This is a genomic window from Brevibacterium picturae (assembly GCF_900105045.1).
GTDB lineage: Bacteria > Actinomycetota > Actinomycetes > Actinomycetales > Brevibacteriaceae > Brevibacterium > Brevibacterium picturae.
Genome location: NZ_LT629739.1, coordinates 232,588 through 255,667 on the forward strand (window position 1 = coordinate 232,588; position 23,080 = coordinate 255,667).

Genomic DNA, 23,080 nt, shown 5'->3' on the forward strand with positions numbered 1-23,080 from the left:
CAGCATGTGAGGAGATAAATTCCGTGGAAGACCTAAGAGTCCCTGCCGGCCCCGGTATACCAATTGGCCTCGTGGTCCCAGCAGCAGATCTCACGGAGCAGTTCTCACGTTCGTCCGGACCTGGAGGGCAGCATGTCAACACCTCAGACTCCCGAGTTCAGCTGAGCGTCGACCTCGGCGCGAGCACTGCGCTGACCGAGACGCAGCGTTCCCGAGTCATCGAGCGGCTCTCAGCCAGGCTTGCCGGCACCGTGCTGACGGTCAGTTCCGAAGGTCAACGTTCACAGCTGAGGAATCGCAATGCCGCCAGACAGCGACTCGCCGAGATCCTGCGAGAGGCACTCGCCCCACCCGTGGAGCGCCGAGCCACCAAACCATCGCGGAACTCGCGCCGCCGCAGAGTCCGGGCCGAGCGACGTCGTTCCGAGATCAAGCAGAACCGTAAGCGACCACGGCTGGACTGACTCTCCACCGAGTGACATGAGGGATGGCGGAGAGCACAATGGGCCTTATGAACAGCATTGAGATCCTCACCGATTTGGCCCACCGTCCTGTCGATGCAGCAAACAATCTGCCGGCACTCTCCGCCGATCAGCTCAACGCCCACCCTGGCGGCCATCCCAATTCGATTGCCTGGCTGCTGTGGCACAGCGGACGTGAGGTCGATGTCCAGCTCTCCGACCTCACTGGTGACGCGCAGGTGTGGACGAAGTTCCGTGATCGCTTCGCGCTGGGAGAACCTGGCGATGCAGTCGGTCTCGGCCACACGCCCGAGCAGGCGGCTGGGATCAAGGTCGATGATCAGCAGTTGCTCGTCGACTATCTGGAAGCCACGCTCAGTGCGCTGGGCCGCTACGTCAGCGAACTCTCGGAGACCGGCCTCGGCGAAGTCATTGACGAGAACTGGACTCCCCCAGTCACTCGCGGAGTGCGACTGGCGTCGATCATCGACGACGCGGCCGTTCATGTCGGTCAGGCCGCCTACGCAGCAGGAGCCCTCAACCATTCACACTGAATACTGAGGAAGTTCAAACGAAACGCAGACGTTGGTATACTGGCGGACAGCTCCGACTGAACTTCAATCCGTCTGCGCAATGACGCAATGACGAAAGGCACACTTGATGAGTCCCGTCCTCCTGATGGTGATCGGTCTCGCGATCCTGGCACTCGGATACCTTGTGTATTCCAAGTACCTCGCGAAACGCGTCTATCGCCTGAACGACGAATTCCGCACGCCCTCTCACGAACTCAGAGACGGGGTCGACTACGTCCCCACGAACAAATTCATCCTCTGGGGCCACCACTTCACTTCGGTTGCAGGCGCCGCACCCATCGTTGGTCCGGCCGTCGCTCTGATCTGGGGCTGGGTGCCCGCGTTCCTCTGGGTCACCCTCGGCACTGTCTTCTTCGCCGGTATGCACGACTTCGGCGCGCTATGGGCCTCGGTTCGAAACAAGGGCCAGTCGATCGGTGCGCTGTCCGGCCGCTACATCGGCAAACGCGGCGCTGGCCTGTTCCTGATCGTGATCTTCATTCTGCTGCTCATGGTGATCGCAGCGTTCGCCGTTGTCATCACCGGACTGCTCATCTCCACTCCGACCGCAGTCATTCCGACTTGGGGCGCGATCGGCGTCGCTCTGCTCGTCGGCGTGGCCGTCTACCGTCTGCGCATGCCGTTGGTGGCGGTGACCATCGTCGGCGTCATCGCTCTCTATGGTCTCATCGTCCTCGGCGATGCTGTACCCGTCGTCCTGCCAGAGACCTTCCTCGGCATGACGCCGACCGTCTTCTGGATTCTGACGCTGTTCATCTACGGAGCGTTCGCGTCTCTGTTGCCGGTGTGGGTGCTTCTGCAGCCGCGCGACTACATCAACGGCGTGCAGCTGTTCATCGGCCTCATCCTCCTCTACGGGGCTGTGGTCGTCGGAATGTTCGTCGCCGACGGTGCCCACGACATCGTGACACCGGCCATCAACATGAATGTTCCGGAGGGCACCCCCAGCATCGTGCCGCTGCTCTTCGTCACAATCGCCTGTGGCGCTATCTCAGGTTTCCACGGCATGGTCTCCTCGGGAACCAGCTCCAAACAGCTGGACAAGGAGACGGACTCCCGATTCGTCGGTTACTTCGGTGCAGTTGGTGAGGGCCTCCTGGCGCTGGGAACGATCATCGCGATCTCCGCCGGACTTCGCACCGTTGCTGAGTGGCAAGAGCTTTACAGCAAGTTCGGTGAAGCCGGTGTGCAGTCGTTCGTCCAGGGCGGCGGCATGCTCATGGAATCCGGTCTGGGCCTGCCTGCGTCATTGAGCACCACTGTGCTCGCCACGATGGCAGTGTTGTTTGCCGCAACCTCGCTCGACACCGGGTTCCGTCTGATGCGGTTCGTCGTCCAAGAGATGGGCGAACGCGTCAACCTCAGGATCGGCAAGTACACGGCGACCGGAGTCGTCGTCGTCCTCGGCATGGGCCTCACATTCTCACAGGGGCTGGGAGGAGAAGGCGGTCTGCGCATCTGGCCGCTCTTCGGTACGACCAATCAGCTGATGGCATCGTTGACGTTGATGATCCTCGCGGTCATGCTCATCCGAAAGCGGCGCAATCCGTGGCCGGCGCTCATACCGTTGGCCATCGTATTCGTCATGTCGTTCTGGGCCGCGATCGACCAGCTCTTCAGCTTCGCGACCCCGGGAAGCGCGGACTGGCTGCTCTTCGCCATCGACTGCATCATCATCGTCAGCAGCGTGTTCGTAGCGATCGAAGGCATCAGAGCGATCATCCGAGCTCGATCGGACCCGCCGGAGCCCGAGGATGCCGACGAGAAGCTCGAAGCCGTACGCGAAGAGGTCTGATCCTTGCCCGATGACAGCGGTATGAACGCGGCCCAGCCCTGGACGAAACTGTTCGCCCAGCGCTGGGCCGCGTTCCGCGACGGCTTGGACGAGTTCTACAAGGGACCATACCGTCAGATGTTTGCCCGGGAGAAGCAGAGCGAGGACGACTTCTTCACCCTGATCGTTCTGGGCGAAGCACTGGGTGTACCGGATCCTGCCGCCTACTACACGGCGGAGTTCCTCCCCAGCCTCTACCAGGACTTCCATGCCTGGCATCGCCGCATGGGCATGCCCGACTCTCCTCTGGATCACATCGCATGCTGTTGAACTCGATAGACGGTCTTCGCGTCGTCTTCGTCGGCGGAAAGGGCGGCGTCGGCAAGACCACGGTAGCCTCGTCCCTGGCTGTCGCGCACGCGCTCAAGGGACAGCGCGTCCTCGTCGTCTCCACGGATCCGGCGCACAACCTCGGGCATCTCTGGGACCGTGAGGTCGGCGATGCACCCGAGAAGCTGATTGCCTTCACTGACGGTGATGCTTCCGGCGGACTCGTCGATGGAATGGAGATCGATCCGAAGGCCACACTCGAACGCCACCTGGCTTCCGTCGAACGCATGATGAGGCGGATGTTGCCCGAACGCATGCGGCCCCATGCGCAGCGTCATCTCGCCCTGGCCCGGGAAGCTCCTGGCAGCTTCGAATCAGCGGTTCTCGAACGGGTGGCCGACGCAGTCGCACTGGGCACCGAGGAGTACGACCTCGTCGTCTTCGACACTGCTCCAACCGGCCACACGCTCAGACTCCTCACCCTGCCTGCGCAGCTGACGACCTGGACCGAGTCGCTGCTGAAGAATCGTGATCGCTCAGAACGCTACTCCGCGGCAATGCGCAGCATCGCGGGCACGTCCGGCGCTGATCCCGCTGCCGAGGCTGACGCTGAGCTCCGTCGGACGCTCATTCGCCGCAGAGACCGCTTCGAGAATCTGCGAGAGGTCGTCACTGACCGTTCGCGCACCGGATTCCTTGTCGTATTCACTCCCGAGAGGATGCCGGTTGCGGAGACCTTGGAGTTGGCAGAATCTCTCAAGGCCATCAACGTACCGTTGGCGGCACTCGTCGCCAATCGGCGTTCCCCCTCGGACGAGGGGCAGCTGCTCAAGGATCGCCGTGACGCCGAGGACTCACAGGTTGAACGAGTGCGGCTGATGCTGCCCGACATCCCTCTGTCCGAGCTCCCACTGATGCCAGGAGAACTGGTTGGACGCCAGGCCCTAACAGACTTCGCACGACTGCTGTCCTGACTACGTTCACGGCTGAGCCGTGTCCGCGATTGCGCGGATAGCCGGTTCCGGGATGGTTCAGCGTATAGTCGAAGGTGGAGCTGACTCTGGTTCCCCGACGATGGGAGGCCGGATGTCCGGCACCGTTCACCCGACCACTGCTGACTCTGCCGCCTCGGCGAACGATGAGACCCCGACCAGCGGACTTCTCACCCTGGGCCTGCTCGCCGACTCCTCGATGGAGAACGAACGGCGACTCCCGATTCACCCCCATCACATCGACCGCATCGACGCCGAGGTGCGAGCACGGATGATCGTCGAGCGGGGCTATGCCGCGGACTTTCAGCTGGAACCCGGTTATATCGAGTCTCGTGTCGGACGAGTCGCGGAACGATCCGAAGTGATTGAGTCCGCTGAGGTCCTCCTCCTGCCCAAGCCCCAGGCGGCGGATGTGGAGGCGATTCCCGAGGGCCGTGTTCTGTGGGGCTGGCCGCACTGCGTGCAGGATGTGGCTATGGCGCAGACCGCGATTGATCGGCGGCTGACTCTCATCGCCTTCGAAGCGATGAACCATTGGACTCGGCAAGGAGACTTCAGCCTGCACGTGTTCCACCAGAACAACGAACTCGCCGGCTACTGCTCGGTCCAGCACGCGTTGAGTCTCACCGGGTCGACCGGGGACTATGGTCCGCGACTCAGTGCGGTCGTCATCGGATTCGGTGCCACAGCGCGAGGGGCGGTGACCGCGCTCAAGGCCCAGGGGATCCACGACATCCAGGTCCTGACCCAGCGAGGGGTCGCAGCAGTCGGTTCGCCGATCCACAGTGCGCACATCACCCAACTCAACACCGGCGATGGCCCGACCCACCTGTCCACAGTGGTCACAGACGCCGGCGACGTTCTCCTCCCGACCTTCCTCGCCTCACATGACATCGTTCTCAACTGCACGCTTCAGGATGTCTCCGCGCCGATGACCTACCTGCGCACGGAGGATCTCAAGGAATTCGCCCCGGGCGGCCTGATCATCGATGTCTCCTGCGATGAGGGCATGGGCTTCGAATGGGCCAAGCCCACTGGTTTCGAGAATCCGATGTTCACAGTCGGACAGGGCGTCAACTACTACGCCGTCGACCACACTCCGTCGTATCTGTGGAACTCGGCGACGTGGGAGATCAGCGAAGCGCTCCTGCCCTATCTGCGCACGGTCATGGAGGGGCCGGATGCGTGGCCACAGGTCCCCACCATCGCCCGGGCGATCGAGATCCAGAACGGTGAGGTCAAGAATCCGAGTATCTTGAGTTTCCAGGGCCGGGGATCCGAGTACCCGTACACCCGCATCGCCGAGGTGAGCTGAGTCCACAATCACGAGCTGGGCTGATTCACGTGGCCGGTCTCAGGCTCTCCACGATGGTCTTCGCCGCCTGCTCCCCTGCCTTCGTCGGCAGGAGGGCATAGACATGCAGCTGCCCCTCGCCTTCGTGCCACGCCAACGACACTTCGGCGTCGCGGGCTTTGTCCTTCAGCACGTGTGCATCAGGGTTGAGCACGTCTCGTGTACCGGTGAGGATCGTCAGTGGCCCGAGTCCGTTCAAGTCGCCGCACAGGGGGCTGACCACCGGATCTTCGATGTCATCATCGCCGCTCCACTCTTGAGCCAGAAGGCGACCTCCGGGACGGGCCAACCAGGGGTCGAAGGGCTGAACGACGTCGATCTGCGGGTTCTTCCACGTCAGATCCAGGGCCGGCGACAGCAGGGTCGTGGCCGGCAGCTGCACGCCTTCCGCGCGCAAGTGCAAGACCGCAGAAAGTGAGATCTGACCGCCAGCGGAGTCTCCGGCAAGACGCACCTGATGATCGGAGTCGAGTTCGGCGCGAATGAGTTCGACGACGCCGTCGCGGGCCTCACGGGCGGTGCCGGAGGGCAGCAGCGGGTAGATCGGCACGATGACGCGCTGATTCGTCTCTCGAGCGATGCGTGCGATGAGCGTCCAATGTTGGGGAGCGATCTCGTTGACCCAACCGCCACCGTGGACGTAGACCACAACAGACTTCGGCCGTGCCTTCTGCACGGCGGAGGCCGATGGTTCAACGTCATAGACCGGCCATCCGTTCGGATCGGGCAGCCGACGGTCCACACGCACACCTTCCAAGCGTGAGGGCGGACCGTAGGAGGCGGGTCGGAGAAAGCGCTCAGCGATGCGTCGGCGTGCTCCGTCCTCAGTCACAAACGGACGATTCGCGCCAGTGGCCTTGAGATAGACCGGGATGAGCGATTCGGGAGGCAGTATGCGCAAGGGTTTCCTTTCGGGTTCAGAGGCGAAGCATGGCGGTCGCGATACCGTCGGTCGTCCATTCCGGTATCTGCGTCCCCATATCCTCCTGGATCAACAGCTGTGCTTCGGGGATCTCTGCGGCAAGCGCTTCACCGTTGCCGACGGGAAAGAATGGGTCGGCTCGACCATGGACGATCAGACTCGGTATTCGCAGGTCACCGAGGCGCTCTCGCCAGCGTGGTGAGCAGTCGATCCGGGAAAAGACCTTGCCCAGCTGATTCGCGTGATGGACCGAGACCTCCGATGTCGGAGTTCGGTCCCAGATCCGAGCGGCGATCTCGAGAGCCTGTGCTGGGTCGTTGCCCAAACTGGCGGCGCTTGCAGCTGCGTACTCGGCAACGGCTCGACGGTCCGTCCAATCAGGCTGAGGACGCGAGAAGACTTCAGACATGGCCGACTGATCGTGGTCCGGCAGGTCATCATCGATGGGGTCGGGTGCAACCGGTCGGGTGCTCACCAGCGTCAGTGCCGATATGACGCCCGGATGGTCGAGTGCCGCAACCTGAGCGACCATGCCTCCGACACCGTGCCCGCCGAGGTGGGCGGACTCCGCGCCGAGGGCTGTGACGAGGTTCGCGGCATCGGCGGCGAGAGCTCGCAGGTCGTATGTCGGATTCTCCGGGTCTTTGGTGGTTGAAGCACCGGAATCGCGCAGGTCGTAGCGAACGACTCTGCGCCCGCCCTCGGCTACCCATTCGCAGAGCGAGTCGGGCCACGACAACATCGTGGTTCCGCCGGCGAGCAGCACGAGGGGATCGTCTTCGCGACCGAAGCTCTCAACTCCGAGGTCGACGCCGTCAACTCTGATGGTGGCCATATGGCACGATAGCACTGCGTTGTGTCATCGACGTTCAACAGTGAATGTGCCAGCCTCAGTTGTCGAGTCGCACGCAGCGAACTCCCCCATTTTCAAATGGACCCTCCAGAAATTTAACCTGTGACGCATGTCACCTGGTACTGATCATAAGACGCATCTACCCGCCAGTAACCCGCATGCGGTGTTCCCGGTGGCCCGACTGCGAACCTGTTCAGCCACCTCTTCCGCGGTGATGCGGCACTCAACATCACCCTCACGGCAGTCAACTCGGTGCTGGCGGCATTCACCATCCCAGTGATCACCAACCTGGCCATCGGCTACTTCGACGCCGACGGAGAGCTGGGCCTGCAGCTCGGCAAGCTGCTTCAGGTAATGATCATCGTGCTGGTCCCGGTTGCACTGGGCATGGTGGTACGCCATTTCTCCCGCAGCTTCGCGCAGCGGGCGGACCGGCCGGTGCGAATCTTTTTTTCGATCGTCGTCCTCGTCGTCGGCGCCCGTCTGCTGAAGCTCGGCGCACCGCAGGCAATCGCGGTCTCGATGGAGATCGGCATTCACAACACGACCATCGCCCTGACCATTGCCCTCAGCGTGCTCAACAGCATCGAGGTGGCTATCGCCGCCGTCATCTATTCGATCCTGATGTACGTCCTCGCCACGGCATTCGGCTTCACAATCACCCGTGGAACTCGCACCGCAACAGCCAAGGAGCCACAGTTGCAGGGCTGAGAACCGAACGAAAACTCGAAGCCCTCCTTCCCGTCGGTTTCGGATTCGCGAGCTGCCCGAACAGTTGCTGATCGTCATCGACGAGTTCTGATTTCGAAAACCGCCGCTCATCCGGAACGAGGGTTGACGTCGAACCGGAACTCTGCGGAGGCAAACAGCCTCCGCGCAGCCGCACTCACCTCGCTTCGCAGCTCCTCGGGCCGCTCGATCACCACCTCGCAGCCGAGAGCGGCAATGACGGCTGGCAGCCAGTCGAGGCTCTGTGCATGGATCTCTGCCCGATGCCAAGCCGAGGCAGAGTCCTGCGGCCGCTGCCTCGCGTATTGCGATCGTTCGAGTCGTGCAACGCTGGCTGGCAGGTGTGATCGGATCTGATCTTCGCTCGACCGGATGTGAAGGACGATCTGCCACCGATAGTCCGCCTCGGCGAAGCGGTCGACGAGACGCTGTTTCGGATCGGACTTCTGCGGGGCAGCGAACGTGTCGGACGTCGACCGAACTGACCGAATGCGGTCGACTCGGAATGTGCGCTCTTCCTGCTGGTCCGTGTCGAGTGCGAGCAGGTACCACTTGTCCGAATGTGCGATCACGCCATAGGGGTGGATGGTCCTCCTCGACGCGATGCCAGTCGAGTCGAGATAACGCAGGTCGAGAACTGCGCGACGATCGACCGCGTCAGCCAGACTCAGCATCACCCCGGGATCAACCGAGACTCCCCCGGATTCCGGTGAGGGCGCTATTGCTTCCAGCACGGTGTCGATCCGCTTCGCATCGGCTGTCGGCAGTGCTCGTTTGATCTTGGCCAGAGCCGTCTGCGCAGCGATCTCGGGCTCGCTTGATGCGACCTGTTCGCGGGACAACCCCAAAAAGACCGCGACGACTTCTGCACTGCTGAACATGATCGGGAGAACACGCTGGCCGGTGGCGAGCCGATACCCGCCGTAGCGACCGCGCAGCGTCTCGACCGGGACCCCCAGCGTACCCAGTCGCGCCACGTCTCTGCGAACCGTGCGGTCATCGACATCGAATCTGTCTGCCAGCTCCGCAACGGTCCTCAGCTGTGAGGACTGGAGCAGCTCGAGCAGTCGCAGAGTTCGTGCAGTCGTGTCGGCCATGTCGCCCACCCTCTCGTCATACAGGACAGTTTTCGCCCGGTATCGACAGTACTCTCATGTTCGCGGTCGTAATCACGGATCGCATTCACCGCAAGAGGAGAAGACCATGCAACTGGCAGCCACCCGCATCATCACCGACGACGTCGACGCGCTGATCGCGTTCTATGAAACAGCCACAGGGATCACCGCGGTCCGACTGCATCCGATGTTCGCCGAATTGCGCACTACGTCAGGCACCCTGGCCATCGCCAGCAGCGCCACGGTGCCGCTGCTCGGGGACAATGCCGCCGAGGCGCGGGCGAATCGCAGCATCACGCTCGACTTCCTCGTCAACGACGTCGACGCAACCTATCTGGCGCTGCAAGGTGTTGTTGGGATATTCGTCAACGAACCCACTGACATGCCCTGGGGCAACCGCTCGCTCCTGGTCAGGGATCCCGACGGCACGCTCATCAACTTCTTCACACCGATCACCGACGCCGGCCGAGACCGATTCTGACACTAGGCCGATTCCCACACTGGGCCGCCGAGGTGCTTGCCGGGCCTCACCTCAACCGCGAGGCTATCGAAGTCGTTCGGATAGGTAGGCCTCTGCGATGCTGAGGTGTCCCTGGCTGCCGAGGGAGTTCTTCGCTTTCTGCGAGTAGGCGTGGTTCGCGAGTGGAATCTGCACAGTCTCGACATCGACTCCACGGTCTCGGGCAGCGTCGACCCACGCGAACTGGTCAGCAGGGATGATGACGTCATCACGCATCGCGGTCATCACGAGTGTCGGCGGGGCGTCAGCAGTGAGGTGCGTGGCGGAATTCGCCGCGGCGTAGCGTTTCGGGAATTCTTCGGGTGTGCCACCCGTGTAGCTTGTCGCAAAGATGCGCGAGCCTGTGCCCGCGCCCGGGCCTGCAGGAGCGTTCTCGTAGAGACCAGTCACATCGAACGCGGGGTAATCGGCGACAACCGCAGCTGGAGCGGGAACCTTTCCACCGCACGACGACTCAGCGGTGCCGTCTGCTGCGGCGCCGGCCGTGTTGGCGACCAGGTTTCCGCCGGAGCTCTCACCCCAGAACGCGAGACGCTCCATATCTGCACCGAGCGTGTCGGCGTGAGACTGAATCCAGCTCGCCGCGCACGCAACCTGCGCGGGTGCCTTATTCCATGTCGCGTTGTCCTCAGTGGCAAGTTCGTACTCGACCGCTACAACCAAGTAGCCGTGGTCAGCCAGGGTGCGAAGCTCTGAGCTCACTGCATCTGGCTCACCCGCGATCCAGCCGCCGCCGTGGACGGCCATGATGGTCGGTGTCGAGCCTTTCACATTCTTCGGCTCGTAGATCGATAGGGAGAGGTCATCACCCGAACTGGTCTTGTCGTACACCTCCTTGCGGTCGGGCGACGCAGCATCCATTGCCGACAGCCCGAACGTCGCGGTGAGCAGGTTGACCGAGCCGCCGGCCGACGTGATGGCTCCGACGAGAACCGTAACGACGGCGATGTTCGCGACCGCGCCGATCCCGCCGAGCACTGTCGTGACTGCACCGGTGCGCCGACGTCCCCTGCGCACAGCGACGATTCCGATGAGGAGCACGATCAGTCCGGCCAGAGCCGCTATCGGCGCCAGGGTTGGCGCGAACCGAGCCGCTACCGTACTGAGAGGCCCAGGCCCGGGAATGAGTGATGCGAGTCCGAAGATCGCTGCAATCACGCCCAGTATGAGCCCGAGGACGAACACCACTGCCCGGAATACCTTCGCGACGCCCCCTCTTTCCGAGTGCTGAAGCGAACTCGTGCTGTCGGTCATCTTCTGTCCTCAACTTTCGATCTTCCAGGTTGACACTCCACCTGCATCAGATCTCATCGCTGCGATCACATGCTGACGCCAGGGGTCACTCTAGCGCAGGACATGGCTCGAATACGTGAGCAACCGCCCTTGCTCGCGAGCACCATGGACCCCGCCAGCATTGTCAGAGTCAGCCGATCAGCTCGAGATCGAACCCCGTGACAACGGCCCGCACCTCTTCGAGGTAGCGCCGGGCTTGCTCGGTGAGTGGAATGCCGGAATGGTCGATCCAGCCGATCTCGATGCGTTCGTCAACGTCGAGAGGAATCGCGACGATCTCAGGATCGAGGTCATCGCTGATGATGCCCGTCGAGATCGTATAACCGTCGAGTCCGATCATGAGGTTGAAGATCGTCGCTCGATCGGAGACCCGGATCTCCTGCTTACTCGACAAAGTGGAGAGGATCTCCTCGGCGAAGTAGAACGAGTTGTTCGCTCCCTGATCGAAGGTGAGTCGTGGCACGTCGGCAAGGTCGTCAAGGGTGACCCGACCTCGGGAGGCAAGCGGATTCTTCCGGGAGATGAAGATGTGCGGCGGTGCGAGGAAAAGCGGGTGAAAAACAAGCCCGGAATCCCGCAGCAGTTTGTCGATGACCTTCTGATTGAAGTCGTTCCGATAAAGAATGCCGAGCTCACTGCGGAGCGTACGAACATCTTCGATGATGTCCCAGGTGCGGGTCTCGCGCAGGGAGAACTCATACTCGGCCGCATCGCTGGTCTTGACCATCCGCACGAACGCATCAACCACAAACGAGTAGTGCTGCGCCGATACCCCGAGCAGGCGTCGCGACGGGGGCCGACCGAGATAGTGCTGTTCAAGGAGCTCCGCCTGCTCGACGACTTGCCGCGCATAGCCGAGGAACTCCGCACCGTCCACAGTGAGTGTCACACCGCGGGCAGATCGGAAGAGCAACGCCCGACCCACCCGGGTCTCAAGATCTTTCATGGCTCCAGACATCGTCGGCTGGGAGACATAGAGCAGATCAGCAGCGGCCGTGATCGACCCCTCCGCCGCGACCTCGATGAAGTAGTGGAGCTGCAGCAGTGTGATGCTTCTCAATCCTCGGGACATAGATAAAGACTATATGAACCCATAGTTCAACCAAGTTACCCGATATCTCCCCGTTGCCTGCAGGATGGATTCGAAGACCTCCGCAAGGCCGAGACCGGCCGATCAGACACCGAATTGGACGTCCATGACAACCGAGTTCACAATCAACATCACCACCACCCGATTCGACGAGCACTACTCCCCGTCGGATAGTTCACGAGCCACGACGAACTTCGCGAACCTCGCTAGGGGCGAGCACCGTCAGCAGAACCTCCGCAGCACCCTGACGATTATCAATCGTCGGTTCAACGACCTCGCCCACTGGGACAATCCCGATGGGGACCGGTACGCGCTCGACCTCGAGATCGTTTCTGGACAGCTGCAGTTCACCGCTGCAGGCAGCGATCAGGAATTCCCCTTGCTCGAGGTTCTGGATATCCAGATCCTCGATCGAATGACAGGTGTCCGCTACCCCGGGATCGTGGGAAACAACTTCTCGTCCTACGTCCGCGATTTCGATTTCAGCGTGCGACTTCCGGCGGTCAACGATGCCGCCAGCGAATTCACTGTCCCCGACGACTTCGGTGATCTGCACGGCAAGCTGTTCCAGCATTTCCTCGATTCCGCAGCATATCGGGAACGCTTCCAGGTGGCGCCAGTGGTCTGCATCAGTGTATCGACGAGCAAAACGTACCACCGGACCGAGAATCACCATCCGATTCTCGGCGTGGAGTACCAGCAAGACGAATATTCGCTGACCGACGACTACTTCGGAAAGATGGGAATGCAGGTGAGATACTTCATGCCGCCCGGCAGCGTCGCACCCCTCGCCTTCTATTTCCGCGGCGATCTCCTCAACGACTATTCCAATCTGCAGCTCATCGGCACGATCAGCACGATGGAGACCTTCCAGAGGATCTACCGACCAGAGATCTACAACGCGCACGCGGCCGCCGAAGACACCTACCGACCGACATTGGAGCGGGACGACTTCTCGGAGACACCGATCACCTACGATCGCGTCGAACGCAGCCAGCTCGCAATCAAGCAGGGAAAGTACACCGCGGAGACGTTCGTCAACCCACACCGGGGCATGCTCGAACAGTGGGCCGCAAACTATCCCGTTCCAGCCGCATGACCACCGGAGAAGAATCAATGAAGCCGACTCTATTGCCCACTTCGATCGTCGGCAGTATGCCGAAGCCGTCGTGGCTCGCACAGCCTGAGACCCTCTGGTCACCGTGGAACCTGCAAAGCGAGGCCCTGGCCGAGGGCAGACAGGATGCTCTGCGAATCGCAGTCCACGAACAGACCAACCGCGGCATCGACATCGTCAGCGACGGAGAGCAGACCCGCCAGCACTTCGTCACAACGTTCATCGAGCATCTCAACGGAGTTGATTTCGAGAAGCGCGAGACGGTTCGAATCCGAGATCGCTATGACGCAAGCGTACCCACTGTCATCGGCGCCGTGAGCCGCGAGAAACCAGTGTTCGTCGACGATGCCAAGTTCCTCCGCCAGCAGACCGACCAACCGATCAAGTGGGCACTCCCTGGCCCTATGACGATGATCGACACGCTCTACGACGGCTATTACAAGAGTCGCGAGAAGTTGGCCTGGGAGTTCGCCGCAGTCCTCAATCAGGAGGCGCGGGATTTGGAAGCGGCCGGAGTGGACATCATCCAGTTCGACGAGCCTGCCTTCAATGTCTTCTTCGACGAGATGAAGGACTGGGGCATTGCCACGCTGGAGAGAGCTGCGGATGGACTGCGCGCGGAAACGGCCGTTCACATCTGCTACGGCTACGGGATCACGGCAAACAACGACTGGAAATCAACCCTCGGAGCCGAATGGCGCCAGTACGCGGAATCATTCCCGCTCCTGCAGCAGTCGACCATCGACATCATCTCACTGGAGTGCCACAATTCCCGCGTCCCGATGGATCTTATCGAGCTCATCCGCGGCAAGAAGGTCATGCTCGGAGCCATCGACGTGGCGAATGAGACCATCGAGACTCCAGAGGACGTCGCCGACACCCTGCGCCGGGCGCTCAGATTCGTCGACGCGGACAAGCTCATCCCGAGCACGAACTGCGGCATGGCACCCTTTTCGCGGGGTGTTGCCCTTGGGAAGCTGAGCGCACTGAGCGCGGGGACAAGCATCGTTCGTGAGGAGCTCGCCGCAGATCAGCCCTGACTCTCGGCTGCATAGACACCGCGTGGCTGCCTACTTCAACGGAGCGGACAGCCACGCGGTCACTTACAGACCAACCTGAAACGGCACTCCACCACATACCGCAGCCGAATAGCCTCAAGGAGCGTGCGGGCGATGGCGCCGCGAACACCAGCACTCGAACGAAAGGCCACATCCGGACCGTAGTCGACGGGAATAGTTCAGAGACCTGCGATGTTCGAAACTGTCATGAGTAGCCATAGCGCCGACCGACCTGCGATCGTATTCGACGTCCTTGGCACTCTCGTCGATCAGGAGGGCAGTCTGCGCAAACAGGTCAGCGCTGTCACCGGATGGGGCGAGGTGGCCACGAACCGAGTCGTCGGCTCGTGGCTCGATCACGTCGCCGAACAGGAGCGAGCAATCACCAACGGCGACGCCGCCTTCGCACCCAGTCACATCCTGGACGCCGCGGCGTTGGAGCGGCTGGCGGCAGACGAGGTGCTTCCCGCTGAGGCGATCCGACCACTGTTCAGCGCCGCGCAACGTCTGGAGCCGTGGTCTGACACCGTCGAGGGTTTGACAAAGCTCGCAACCGACGTGACAGTAGTGGGCCTCTCCAACGCTAGTCGCCGGGTGCTGACCGGTCTGAGCAGCAGTTCAGGGATGCGCTGGCATCAGGTGCTTTCAGCCGAGGACGCACAAACGTACAAGCCAAACGCGGAGATCTATCAGGTTGCGCTGTCGGCCACTCCGATGGCCAGCGGAGCGCCGTACATGGTCGCGGCGCATGCGTGGGACTTGCGCGCTGCGGCGGCGGCAGGGATGCGCACCGCGTACGTGCCACGTCCCAATGGCGACCCGCCCGCTGACAGCGACGCTTTCGACCTGTGCGCCGAAGACCTCATCGACTTGCACGCCAAACTGCGCACCTAAGCAGGTTGAACAAACCCGTCCACGTCCGGGTCGGATCAACACGCCTGGCGAGATTTCACACGTTAAACCGGAACTCCACCGCATTCCGGCACAGACCAACCTCTGGCTACGCAATGACACCTCAGTTGTTCGCACCACGTGCCGAGCGTCGGCGCAGTGGAGCGACCCAGGGTTCGCCGAAGATGAGCTGGGTCCGGCAGTGCGCGACCTGAGGCAGAGCGAGGAGCTTGTCGATGATCAACGTCTGCAGCTCGGTGCTGTTCGCCACGGCGACATGGACGAGGTAGTCCTCGCTGCCACTGACGTTGTACAACGCGAGGGTCTCAGGCAGTGCGAGGGCCTTCTGCACGAAGTCGTTGGCCATGTCGCGGTCGTGCGGACGGATCTGAATGCCAAGGAACGCCTGCTCCCCTTTGCCGAGCAAGCTCGGAAGCACATGCGCGCGCGTCGCAACAATGGTCCCGTTGCGGCGAAGTCGCCGGATCCGCTCCAGGCAAGTGCTCGGAGCCACACCCACCTTGGCGGCGATGTCCTTGTTCGGCAGGGTCGCATCCACCTGCAGCAGTTCGAGGATCGCCCAGTCCACCGAATCCAATTCGGGCTGTCGAGCTGATTTCATCTGAGGTTCACACATGGATACAGAGTAGCGAATCCTACCCATAACCTGGCTTCCGAGAGATTCTACGGATCGGAGGCAGAAGTGGGAGCAGAATCATGGGCGGCGTTCGCCCTCGCTCTGCTGGTAGCGCTCGCAGTGCCCGGCCCAGACCTCGTGCTCGTCGTGCACTCGGCGACCCGCGGCGTCCGGGAAGGCGCATCCACTGCAGTGGGGATCGTCGCCGGACTGATGCTGCACGCGCTGCTCGCCGCCGCTGGTGCGACAGCCCTGCTGGTGTCTGCGCCTGGGGCGCTGACCATCGTGCAACTGCTCGGGGCTGGAGTGTTGCTGTGGATGGGCGCGAGCATGCTTCGAACCACCCGCAGCACCGAGCTGGAGGCTGCAAAGGACTTCGAGCACCAATCACGGGGCGGCTACGCGCGCGGATTCGTCACGAACGCGACCAACCCGAAGGCGCTGCTCTTCTTCGCGGCGATCCTGCCCCAGTTCATCGGGCATGGCGACGGAGCGAAGATGCGGACCGTCGCCCTGTGCGCAGCGGTCGTGCTCGGCGCAGGATTGTGGTGGGCTGTGACGATCGCGCTGATCCGGCTGTTCGGCTTTCACCGGTCCCCGGCCGCGGACCGGATCATCACCCTCCTGGGCGGCGTTGCGCTGCTGCTCATCGGGGTTGGACTGCTGGCGAGTACCGCCTACGGCCTCATCAGTCCCTACACGTGAGCGCGATAGGGGACTCACTCATCGCCTGGCCCCGGCCCGGCAGCTCATAAAAGGAAACTCGATATATGACACGGACCCTCATCGTCGGAGCAGGAGCCACCGGCGGAGCCATCGGGGCGCGACTCATCTCAGCCGGGCAGGACGTGACGTTCCTTGTCCGAGAGCGCCGCGCCGCGCAGCTCGCCGCCGACCGCCTGCGCTTCCGCGCGCCCGATGTGGACGTCGTGCACACGGCGCGCGCCGTCACTTCCCTGGAAGGTACAGATCCGTTCGACCTCGTGATCGTCGCAGTCAAGGCACCGGCACTGGCAGCGATCATCCCGACGCTCGCCCCTGCGATCGGGCCGGAGACTTCCATCGTCCCGCTGCTCAACGGCATGGCCCACATCGACCTGCTGGAGCGCGCCTACCCCGGACGAGTCATCGGGGGCATCGTGAAGATCGTCGCGACCCTGGACGAGGACGGGACCGTGGTGCAGATGACCCCGCTGTGCAGCCTGACCGTCGGCGGGCTGCACGGCAAGGACGTGCCCAGCGAGATCCGCCGGACGCTCGACGTCGACGGCATCACTCTGGACATCGTGGACGACGTCGCCTCACGGCTGTGGGAGAAGTGGGCTTTCATCGCCGCTGCCGGTGTCATCACCTGCCTGTTCCGCGGCACCATCGGCGACATCCTCGCCGCCGGAGGCGAAGCGCAGATCCTCCAGGCAATCGCCGAGTGCGAGCAGATCGCGGAAGCTACCGGCCACCGGGTGAGCGAGGCTGGGCACGCGCAGTCCCTGGGGCTGCTCACCGAGTCAGGGTCCGCGTTCACGTCCTCGCTCTACCGCGACCTCCAGCACGGCGACCCCGTCGAAGCCGAGCACATCATCGGCGACCTCGCCACACGCGCAGCAGCCCTCGAAGCCCCTGCACCGCTGCTGAATGCAGCGCTGCTTCAGCTGCGCACCCACCATCAGGCCCTCATCGGGGCGACGGGAACCTCATCATGAACAACGGCATAGTCGATTCCTCGCTCGCCACCATCGGAGACACTCCCATGGTGCGCTTGCAGCGCATCGTCCCGGACGGTGCCGCGCAGGTGATCGTGAAGCTCGAAGCAGGAAATCCCACTGGGAGCTACAAGGACCGAATGGCGCTGGCGATCATCGAAGAGGCGGAACATCGAGGAGACCTCAAACCCGGTCAGCGCGTCGTGGAGTACTCAGGCGGCAGCACCGGCTCCTCGCTTGCCTACGTCTGTGCCGTCAAGGGATACCCGTGCACCATCATCAGCTCGGACACGTTCTCCGAGGAGAAGATCCGGACCATGCGTGCTTTCGGCGCAGACGTGGTGCTCGTGCCGAGCAACGGCGGCTTGATCACCCCCGACCTGTTCGACCGGATGCGCGATGTCCTGGACGGCATCGTCGAGACGGAGGGCGCGTATTGGACGGATCAGTTCCACAACACGGACGCGCTGATCGGGCACGACGCTCTCGGCCAGGAGATGCTCCGTCAGACCGAGAGAAGCGGGATCGTCATCGACGCCTTCTGCGCAGCCGTCGGCACTGCAGGAATGCTCGCGGGAGTATCCCGAACCCTGAAGGCTGCGCTTCCCGACGTCGTCGTCACGGCCCTTGAGCCGACGACCTCGCCCATGCTCAGCGCGGGGCATGCAGGCCCGCACCATGTCGAGGGCATCGCAACCGGCATCGTGCCGTCCTTGCTGCCCGCGGATTTGTATGACCGCGTCCTCACGGTCGATGAAGCAGTAGCGAGGGAACTGGCAGCGCCGCTGACCCGTGAAGAAGGCATCTTCGCCGGCACCTCCAGTGCTTTCAACATCGCGGGCGCTCTGCGTATCGCCCAGGAGCTCGGGCCTGGGCACACTGTCGCGACGGTAGCCTGCGACAGCGGTCTCAAGTACCTCGCAGGCGACCTCTACCGCACCTGAAACCAGGACAATGCTGCCTGTGGGCCTACCTCCGCATACGCTCCAGGTGCCCAAGCCGCTGCTGAACGCCGCGCTACTCCAGCTGCGCACGCACCACCAGACCGCAACTCGTCAACGGCGCAAAGGTTAAAGCGCAAAACGAAACTCAACGACGTCGCCGTCGACCATGATGCAGTCCTGCCTTGAGAACGTCAAAGTCCTTCGGAATTCGTCGCCTACTCGTCGCGGCGCACATATTCAGCACAGACGTCGACGATCCGAATGGCCGCATCGATGGCTTCAGCCACGTCTTGGCTCGTCGCTGTCGGCCGATCGTCGTCTGGATATTCTGTCGCGTTGCGCACTTGTCGCATCCATTCGAACTCGCCCAAGGCACTGTCTTTGACCAAACCTGCTGCCGCGATCCCCGTGTTGCGATGAGCTCCGCCGACAGGTCGGACACGAAGCCCTTCAGCAGCAAGAACCGCGACGAGCGCTTTGCGCGCACCATCGTACGCCGCCGTGAACGCCATCGCGTGATCGTCTGTATCAGCAAGCAGCGCAGCCGTTCGGACATGACGCTCACTGGTTTCGACCACGGCCAGCGCATGCTCGCGATTCTTCTCTACTCGCTCCAGTCTCCGGTTCGCGAGCATTTGATCGACGATGTCAGTCAACGATCTCGCCGGACCTCACATCGACGAGCGGGCGCGAACGAATTGTCGAGAGGAAAGGCGACGACTCTTCCGAATCCCAGTCGACCGGCGCTATGCGCGTGACGTTGACCGGAAGGTCTAGTTGGTCACCTGCCTCCGCGGCCAGTTCCGTGAGCACCCTCCGTGGTGCGTCGCCAACGACAAGGACGTCTAAGTCGTTGGGAAACGCGCCGCTCTCTCCGGACCGTCTCGCGGCCCAGGATCCATAGATGAGCAGCTTCTCCACCCCGTCGACCCCTTCAAAGAGCTCACGCAATACCGGCACAGGACCGTAGGTCGCAGCGATCAGATCTCGCATCAAAGCGAACAATGGGTGGTCGGCATTCGCACTCACGAGACGGTTTCGCCCCTCGTACCGGTCACAAAGCACGGCCGATTCGACCAATCGCCCGACTTCGCGATGGACGACCGGACCGCTCGTATCTGTCCGCCGCCCAAGCTCGGCCAGCGTAAACTCCCGATCGGGGTGTCCGAGAGTCTCAGCCAGAATCGCCCCAACTGCATCCGAGCGCACGAAAGGCGTCAGCTGCGCTGCCATGTTCTTCATAGAACACGAAGATATCTTCCGGTTATAGGAAGAGTCAAGAGTATGGGCCTCAGACGTTGAAGCGGAACTCCACCACGTCACCATCAACCATCACGTACTCCTTGCCTTCCATCCGGACCTTTCCGGCGGACTTGGCTGCGGCCATGGACCCGTTGACGTCGAGGTCACCGAACGAGACGACTTCAGCCTTGATAAAGCCCTTCTGGAAGTCGGTGTGGATGACCCCGGCCGCCTCAGGAGCCGTTGCACCCTTCGGGATCGTCCAGGCACGTGCTTCCTTGGGGCCAGCGGTCAGATAGGTCTGCAGGCCCAGGGTGTCGAATCCGACCCGTGCCAACTGGTCGAGCCCCGCCTCTTCCTGGCCGGTGGATTCCAGCATCTCGCGGGCTTCCTCTTCGTCGAGCTCGGCGAGCTCCGCCTCGAACTTGGCGTCGAGGAAGATCGCTTCCACGGGAGCCACCAAGGCACGCATCTCTGCCTTCTTCTCCTCATCGGCAAGCACATCATCGTCGACATTGAAGACGTAGAGGAAGGGCTTGACGGTCATCAGCTGCAGTTCACGCAGCTCGGTGACGTCGAAGTTGTCAGACTGCATGGCCTGGTAGAGAGTCTTACCGCTCTCAAGGATCTCGACGGCGGCATCGATCGCAGTCAGCTGATCTGCCGGTGCCCGCTTGCCCTTCACTTCCTTTTCGATCCTGGGCCGCGCCTTCTCCAAAGTCTGCAGGTCCGCGAGAATCAACTCGGTGTTGATCGTGTCGATGTCGTCGGCGGGGCTGATCTTGCCCTCAACGTGGACGACATCGTCATCGACGAATCCTCGAATGACCTGGCAGATGGCCTCGGCCTCACGAATGTTGGCCAGGAACTGGTTACCCAACCCTTCGCCTTCGGACGCGCCGCGAACGATTCCGGCAATATCGACGAAGTCGACAGTTGCGTTGAGGATGCGTTCGGAGGTGAACATCCCTGCCAGCCGGGTGAGTCGCGCGTCGGGCAACGGCACCACGCCGACATTCGGTTCGATCGTCGCGAACGGGTAGTTCGCCGCGAGAACTTGATTCTTGGTCAATGCATTAAACATGGTCGACTTGCCGACATTGGGCAGTCCCACGATTCCGATAGTTAGAGCCACGGTAGGCAAGTCTATCCCGCCGCCGAGGTGCGGGTCGAAATCTCGTGTCAGTACCGTCTGTCACTCTTGAGTCATGAATGCTTTCCCCGCCACTGGACTTGTCGTCGCCTTCATTCTGGCGATCATCATCGGCGCCGCTCTCGGCTTCCTCCTCGGGCGTGCGCTCACACGTTCCCGTTATATCGAGCGACTCACGCGTGCAGAGACCATGTCTCGGATCCTCACCGATAGGACGGAGGATCTGGAGGCCGATGCACAGATGGCTGGTGAGATCACCGCCGCCATCGGGCCCCTGGCTGCGAGCGTCAACCACCTGCAGGAGAACCTTCAGGCTCAGGACCGCACACAGCTCGAACAGATCACCCGGCTCAATACGCAGATCGGGCACCTCAGCCAACAGAATCTCCGCCTGCAGGAGTCAACGGGTTCTCTGGCCAGTGCACTGACCTCGACGGCTCAGCGTGGCGATTGGGGTGAGGTCCAGTTGCGGCGCATCGTCGAATACGCGGGCCTCCTCCCCCATGTGGACTTCGAAACCCAAGTCAGCAGTTTGCGGGACGGCAAGAGGCACAGGCCCGATATGACCGTCAATCTACCCGGCGGCGGAACGATCATCATCGATGCCAAAACGCCGCTGTCGGCGCGAATGGCTGATTCTGATTCCAACGACGAGGACCATGCTCGCGCGTTGTTGCGTCACATCGACTCTCTGGCGTCCAAAGAGTATTGGAAATCCTTCGACACCGCACCGGACTTCGTCGTCTGCTTCGTCCCAACGGACGGGCTGCTGTCCTCGGCGGCATCCACCTATCCGAAGATGATCGATCATGCCCTCGGCAAGAACGTCGTACTCGCCTCCCCCGCCACGCTACTGGTCCTACTCAAAACTGTGGCACTGAATTGGCGGCAAGCAGATATGAGCACATCTGCGGCCGAGGTGCTCAAACTCGGCACCGAACTCTACGAACGCATCGGCACTCTGGTCACACACGTGACACGGATGGGCTCAAGTCTCGACCGGTCGGTCGAGGACTACAACCGCTTCGTCTCGTCGTTGGAATCGCGATTCCTCGTCACAGCCCGGAAATTCCCTTCAACGGGAATCGCCACGACCGAACTCGACACAGTTGCAGAGCTTGACTCACGTAGCCGCGGAGTCAGCGCTGAAGAACTCACCCGGCCGCGTTCCTCAGGCCAGGATCCCTTCACGACACCAGACAGACATGATCTGCGCGGTCGCCGCACGGGCACCGACTAGTGAAGGCCCCGGTCAGATCAGGTCGTGATCCCGGTCAGCGCCATCGCGCTTATTCGAGGTCTTCTTGCCTGCGGCCTTAAGATCCTTGCGCAGTTCACGAGGCAAGGAGAACATGATGTCTTCCTCCGCCGTGACGATTTCCTCGACCGAACCGAAGCCGTACTCGCCCAACAGCTCCAGAAGGTCCTGGACCAGCCCCTCTGGCACGCTGGCTCCTGAGGTCACGCCGACAGACGCGACGTCATGGAACCAAGTTTCGTCGACCTCACGCGCGAAATCGACCCGACGAGCGTCCTTAGCTCCGTGCTCCAGAGCAACTTCGACAAGACGCACGGAATTCGATGAGTTGGCCGAGCCGACGACCAGAACCAGATCGGACTGCGGTGCGATCTTCTTCACTGCCACCTGCCGGTTCGACGTGGCGTAGCAAATGTCATCGCTTGGAGGGTCCTGCAAGTGTGGGAAACGTGCGCGCAGGATATCGACCGTGGCCATCGTTTCGTCGACACTCAACGTCGTCTGTGAAAGCCAGACCAGGCTCTCGGCCTCGTCGACTTCGACGGCCCTCGCTTCTTCCGGGTTCTGGATCAGTGTGATGTCATCGGGCGCTTCACCCATCGTGCCTTCGACCTCTTCGTGACCGGCGTGGCCGACAAGGAGGATGTGGTAACCGTCCCGGGCGAAGCGAACGGCTTCGCGGTGGACCTTCGTCACCAAGGGACAGGTGGCATCGATTGTGTCGAGCTCACGTGCGGCCGCCTCGGCGTGGACTGCAGGCGAGACACCGTGTGCGGAGAACACGAGTCGAGCACCTTCGGGAACTTCGTCGGTCTCATTGACGAAGATGGCACCGCGTTCGGCCAGGGTGTCGACCACATGCCTGTTGTGCACAATCTCCTTGCGCACATAGACGGGAGCACCATAGTGCTCGAGTGCGCGCTCGACAGCGATCACTGCGCGGTCAACGCCAGCGCAGTATCCGCGCGGGGCGGCCAGAAGCACCTTCTGGTCAGCGCCTTCAGGCGTCCGGATATCCTCCGGAGCAAGACGTTTGCGCGGAATGGTGGGCATG

The 23,080-nt window shown here is 62.1% G+C and carries 24 protein-coding genes and 1 pseudogene; 15 read left to right on the forward strand and 10 right to left on the reverse strand.

The annotated features are described in order from the left end of the window. Positions 1 to 23 precede the first annotated feature (23 nt). The 6 genes from arfB (at position 24) to BLT92_RS01150 (ending at position 5,465) form a co-directional block, all read left to right on the forward strand. Positions 24 to 464 carry an alternative ribosome rescue aminoacyl-tRNA hydrolase ArfB gene (arfB, locus tag BLT92_RS01125; RefSeq protein ID WP_092102113.1) on the forward strand — a complete coding sequence of 147 codons (441 nt, stop codon included), beginning with the start codon at positions 24 to 26 and terminating at the stop codon, positions 462 to 464. Between the two features lie 47 nt (positions 465 to 511). After that, the gene (locus tag BLT92_RS01130; protein WP_092102116.1) at positions 512 to 1,015 is read left to right on the forward strand and encodes a mycothiol transferase; all 504 of its coding nucleotides are present in this window, start codon (positions 512 to 514) and stop codon (positions 1,013 to 1,015) included. A 106-nt stretch (positions 1,016 to 1,121) separates the two neighbouring features. After that, a complete protein-coding gene (locus BLT92_RS01135; protein ID WP_092102119.1) occupies positions 1,122 to 2,849 on the forward strand; it encodes a carbon starvation CstA family protein in 1,728 nt (575 codons plus the stop codon). A 3-nt stretch (positions 2,850 to 2,852) separates the two neighbouring features. Then, on the forward strand, positions 2,853 to 3,158 hold the full coding sequence (locus tag BLT92_RS01140; protein WP_407922870.1) for a cory-CC-star protein: 306 nt from the start codon (positions 2,853 to 2,855) through the stop codon (positions 3,156 to 3,158). Continuing rightward, positions 3,149 to 4,132, forward strand: coding sequence for an ArsA family ATPase (locus BLT92_RS01145; protein WP_092102125.1), 984 nt, complete (start codon positions 3,149 to 3,151; stop codon positions 4,130 to 4,132). Before BLT92_RS01140 ends, BLT92_RS01145 begins: the two co-directional genes overlap by 10 nt. Positions 4,133 to 4,244: 112 nt before the next feature. Further along, positions 4,245 to 5,465: a N(5)-(carboxyethyl)ornithine synthase gene (locus tag BLT92_RS01150; RefSeq protein ID WP_092102128.1), complete on the forward strand. Its 1,221-nt coding sequence runs from the start codon at positions 4,245 to 4,247 to the stop codon at positions 5,463 to 5,465. Positions 5,466 to 5,490: 25 nt separating this feature from the next. Here BLT92_RS01150 and BLT92_RS01155 read toward each other — a convergent pair whose 3' ends face one another. Together BLT92_RS01155 and BLT92_RS01160 are read right to left on the reverse strand one after the other, a co-directional pair. Next, complete coding sequence (locus tag BLT92_RS01155; protein WP_092102131.1) at positions 5,491 to 6,405, reverse strand: alpha/beta hydrolase fold domain-containing protein; 915 nt, start codon at positions 6,403 to 6,405, stop codon at positions 5,491 to 5,493. A 16-nt stretch (positions 6,406 to 6,421) separates the two neighbouring features. After that, positions 6,422 to 7,261, reverse strand: a complete 840-nt coding sequence (locus BLT92_RS01160; protein ID WP_092102134.1) for an alpha/beta fold hydrolase — start codon at positions 7,259 to 7,261, stop codon at positions 6,422 to 6,424. Positions 7,262 to 7,453: 192 nt separating this feature from the next. Here BLT92_RS01160 and BLT92_RS01165 point away from each other — a divergent pair. Then, positions 7,454 to 7,990, forward strand: a pseudogene (locus tag BLT92_RS01165) (bile acid:sodium symporter family protein); the annotation flags it as partial. 107 nt (positions 7,991 to 8,097) lie between these two features. Here the strand turns inward: BLT92_RS01165 and BLT92_RS01170 are convergent. Continuing rightward, positions 8,098 to 9,105: a helix-turn-helix transcriptional regulator gene (locus BLT92_RS01170; RefSeq protein WP_092108644.1), complete on the reverse strand. Its 1,008-nt coding sequence runs from the start codon at positions 9,103 to 9,105 to the stop codon at positions 8,098 to 8,100. A gap of 106 nt (positions 9,106 to 9,211) precedes the next feature. Between BLT92_RS01170 and BLT92_RS01175 the strand changes: the two genes are divergently transcribed. Beyond that, entirely contained in the window at positions 9,212 to 9,604 is a 393-nt protein-coding gene (locus BLT92_RS01175) for a VOC family protein (protein ID WP_092102140.1), read from the forward strand. Between the two features lie 63 nt (positions 9,605 to 9,667). Here the strand turns inward: BLT92_RS01175 and BLT92_RS01180 are convergent, their stop codons facing one another. Beyond that, positions 9,668 to 10,897: an alpha/beta hydrolase fold domain-containing protein gene (locus tag BLT92_RS01180; protein ID WP_092102143.1), complete on the reverse strand. Its 1,230-nt coding sequence runs from the start codon at positions 10,895 to 10,897 to the stop codon at positions 9,668 to 9,670. 169 nt (positions 10,898 to 11,066) lie between these two features. Next, positions 11,067 to 12,008 carry a LysR family transcriptional regulator gene (locus BLT92_RS01185; protein WP_092102146.1) on the reverse strand — a complete coding sequence of 314 codons (942 nt, stop codon included), beginning with the start codon at positions 12,006 to 12,008 and terminating at the stop codon, positions 11,067 to 11,069. A gap of 124 nt (positions 12,009 to 12,132) precedes the next feature. On the opposite strand from BLT92_RS01185, the gene BLT92_RS01190 reads away from it, so the two are divergent. The 3 genes from BLT92_RS01190 (at position 12,133) to BLT92_RS01200 (ending at position 15,095) form a co-directional block, all read left to right on the forward strand. Further along, positions 12,133 to 13,125 carry a putative oxygenase MesX gene (locus tag BLT92_RS01190; RefSeq protein WP_092102150.1) on the forward strand — a complete coding sequence of 331 codons (993 nt, stop codon included), beginning with the start codon at positions 12,133 to 12,135 and terminating at the stop codon, positions 13,123 to 13,125. A gap of 17 nt (positions 13,126 to 13,142) precedes the next feature. After that, positions 13,143 to 14,183: a methionine synthase gene (locus BLT92_RS01195; RefSeq protein ID WP_092108646.1), complete on the forward strand. Its 1,041-nt coding sequence runs from the start codon at positions 13,143 to 13,145 to the stop codon at positions 14,181 to 14,183. Positions 14,184 to 14,408: 225 nt separating this feature from the next. Beyond that, entirely contained in the window at positions 14,409 to 15,095 is a 687-nt protein-coding gene (locus BLT92_RS01200) for a haloacid dehalogenase type II (protein ID WP_092108648.1), read from the forward strand. Between the two features lie 121 nt (positions 15,096 to 15,216). Here BLT92_RS01200 and BLT92_RS01205 read toward each other — a convergent pair whose 3' ends face one another. Continuing rightward, entirely contained in the window at positions 15,217 to 15,714 is a 498-nt protein-coding gene (locus BLT92_RS01205; protein WP_172802533.1) for an Lrp/AsnC family transcriptional regulator, read from the reverse strand. Between the two features lie 81 nt (positions 15,715 to 15,795). On the opposite strand from BLT92_RS01205, the gene BLT92_RS01210 reads away from it, so the two are divergent. The 3 genes from BLT92_RS01210 to BLT92_RS01220 all read left to right on the forward strand — a co-directional run bounded on the left by BLT92_RS01210 (position 15,796) and on the right by BLT92_RS01220 (position 18,373). Next, a complete protein-coding gene (locus BLT92_RS01210; RefSeq protein ID WP_092102156.1) occupies positions 15,796 to 16,434 on the forward strand; it encodes a LysE family translocator in 639 nt (212 codons plus the stop codon). Positions 16,435 to 16,499: 65 nt separating this feature from the next. Next, positions 16,500 to 17,429: a ketopantoate reductase family protein gene (locus BLT92_RS01215; protein ID WP_092102159.1), complete on the forward strand. Its 930-nt coding sequence runs from the start codon at positions 16,500 to 16,502 to the stop codon at positions 17,427 to 17,429. Next, positions 17,426 to 18,373, forward strand: coding sequence for a PLP-dependent cysteine synthase family protein (locus tag BLT92_RS01220; RefSeq protein ID WP_092102162.1), 948 nt, complete (start codon positions 17,426 to 17,428; stop codon positions 18,371 to 18,373). Before BLT92_RS01215 ends, BLT92_RS01220 begins: the two co-directional genes overlap by 4 nt. A 215-nt stretch (positions 18,374 to 18,588) precedes the next feature. Here BLT92_RS01220 and BLT92_RS01225 read toward each other — a convergent pair whose 3' ends face one another. From BLT92_RS01225 to ychF, 3 genes are read right to left on the reverse strand one after another with little or no spacing between them, the layout of a single operon-like run. Next, positions 18,589 to 19,029, reverse strand: coding sequence for a HEPN domain-containing protein (locus BLT92_RS01225; protein ID WP_092102165.1), 441 nt, complete (start codon positions 19,027 to 19,029; stop codon positions 18,589 to 18,591). After that, positions 19,022 to 19,615, reverse strand: a complete 594-nt coding sequence (locus tag BLT92_RS01230; protein WP_157691294.1) for an ArsR family transcriptional regulator — start codon at positions 19,613 to 19,615, stop codon at positions 19,022 to 19,024. Before BLT92_RS01230 ends, BLT92_RS01225 begins: the two co-directional genes overlap by 8 nt. Positions 19,616 to 19,664: 49 nt before the next feature. Further along, positions 19,665 to 20,750, reverse strand: a complete 1,086-nt coding sequence (gene ychF / locus BLT92_RS01235; protein ID WP_092102171.1) for a redox-regulated ATPase YchF — start codon at positions 20,748 to 20,750, stop codon at positions 19,665 to 19,667. 73 nt (positions 20,751 to 20,823) lie between these two features. On the opposite strand from ychF, the gene BLT92_RS01240 reads away from it, so the two are divergent. Further along, the gene (locus BLT92_RS01240; RefSeq protein WP_092102174.1) at positions 20,824 to 22,008 is read left to right on the forward strand and encodes a DNA recombination protein RmuC; all 1,185 of its coding nucleotides are present in this window, start codon (positions 20,824 to 20,826) and stop codon (positions 22,006 to 22,008) included. A 12-nt stretch (positions 22,009 to 22,020) separates the two neighbouring features. Here BLT92_RS01240 and BLT92_RS01245 read toward each other — a convergent pair whose 3' ends face one another. Further along, complete coding sequence (locus tag BLT92_RS01245; RefSeq protein ID WP_092102178.1) at positions 22,021 to 23,079, reverse strand: 4-hydroxy-3-methylbut-2-enyl diphosphate reductase; 1,059 nt, start codon at positions 23,077 to 23,079, stop codon at positions 22,021 to 22,023. Position 23,080 lies beyond the last annotated feature (1 nt).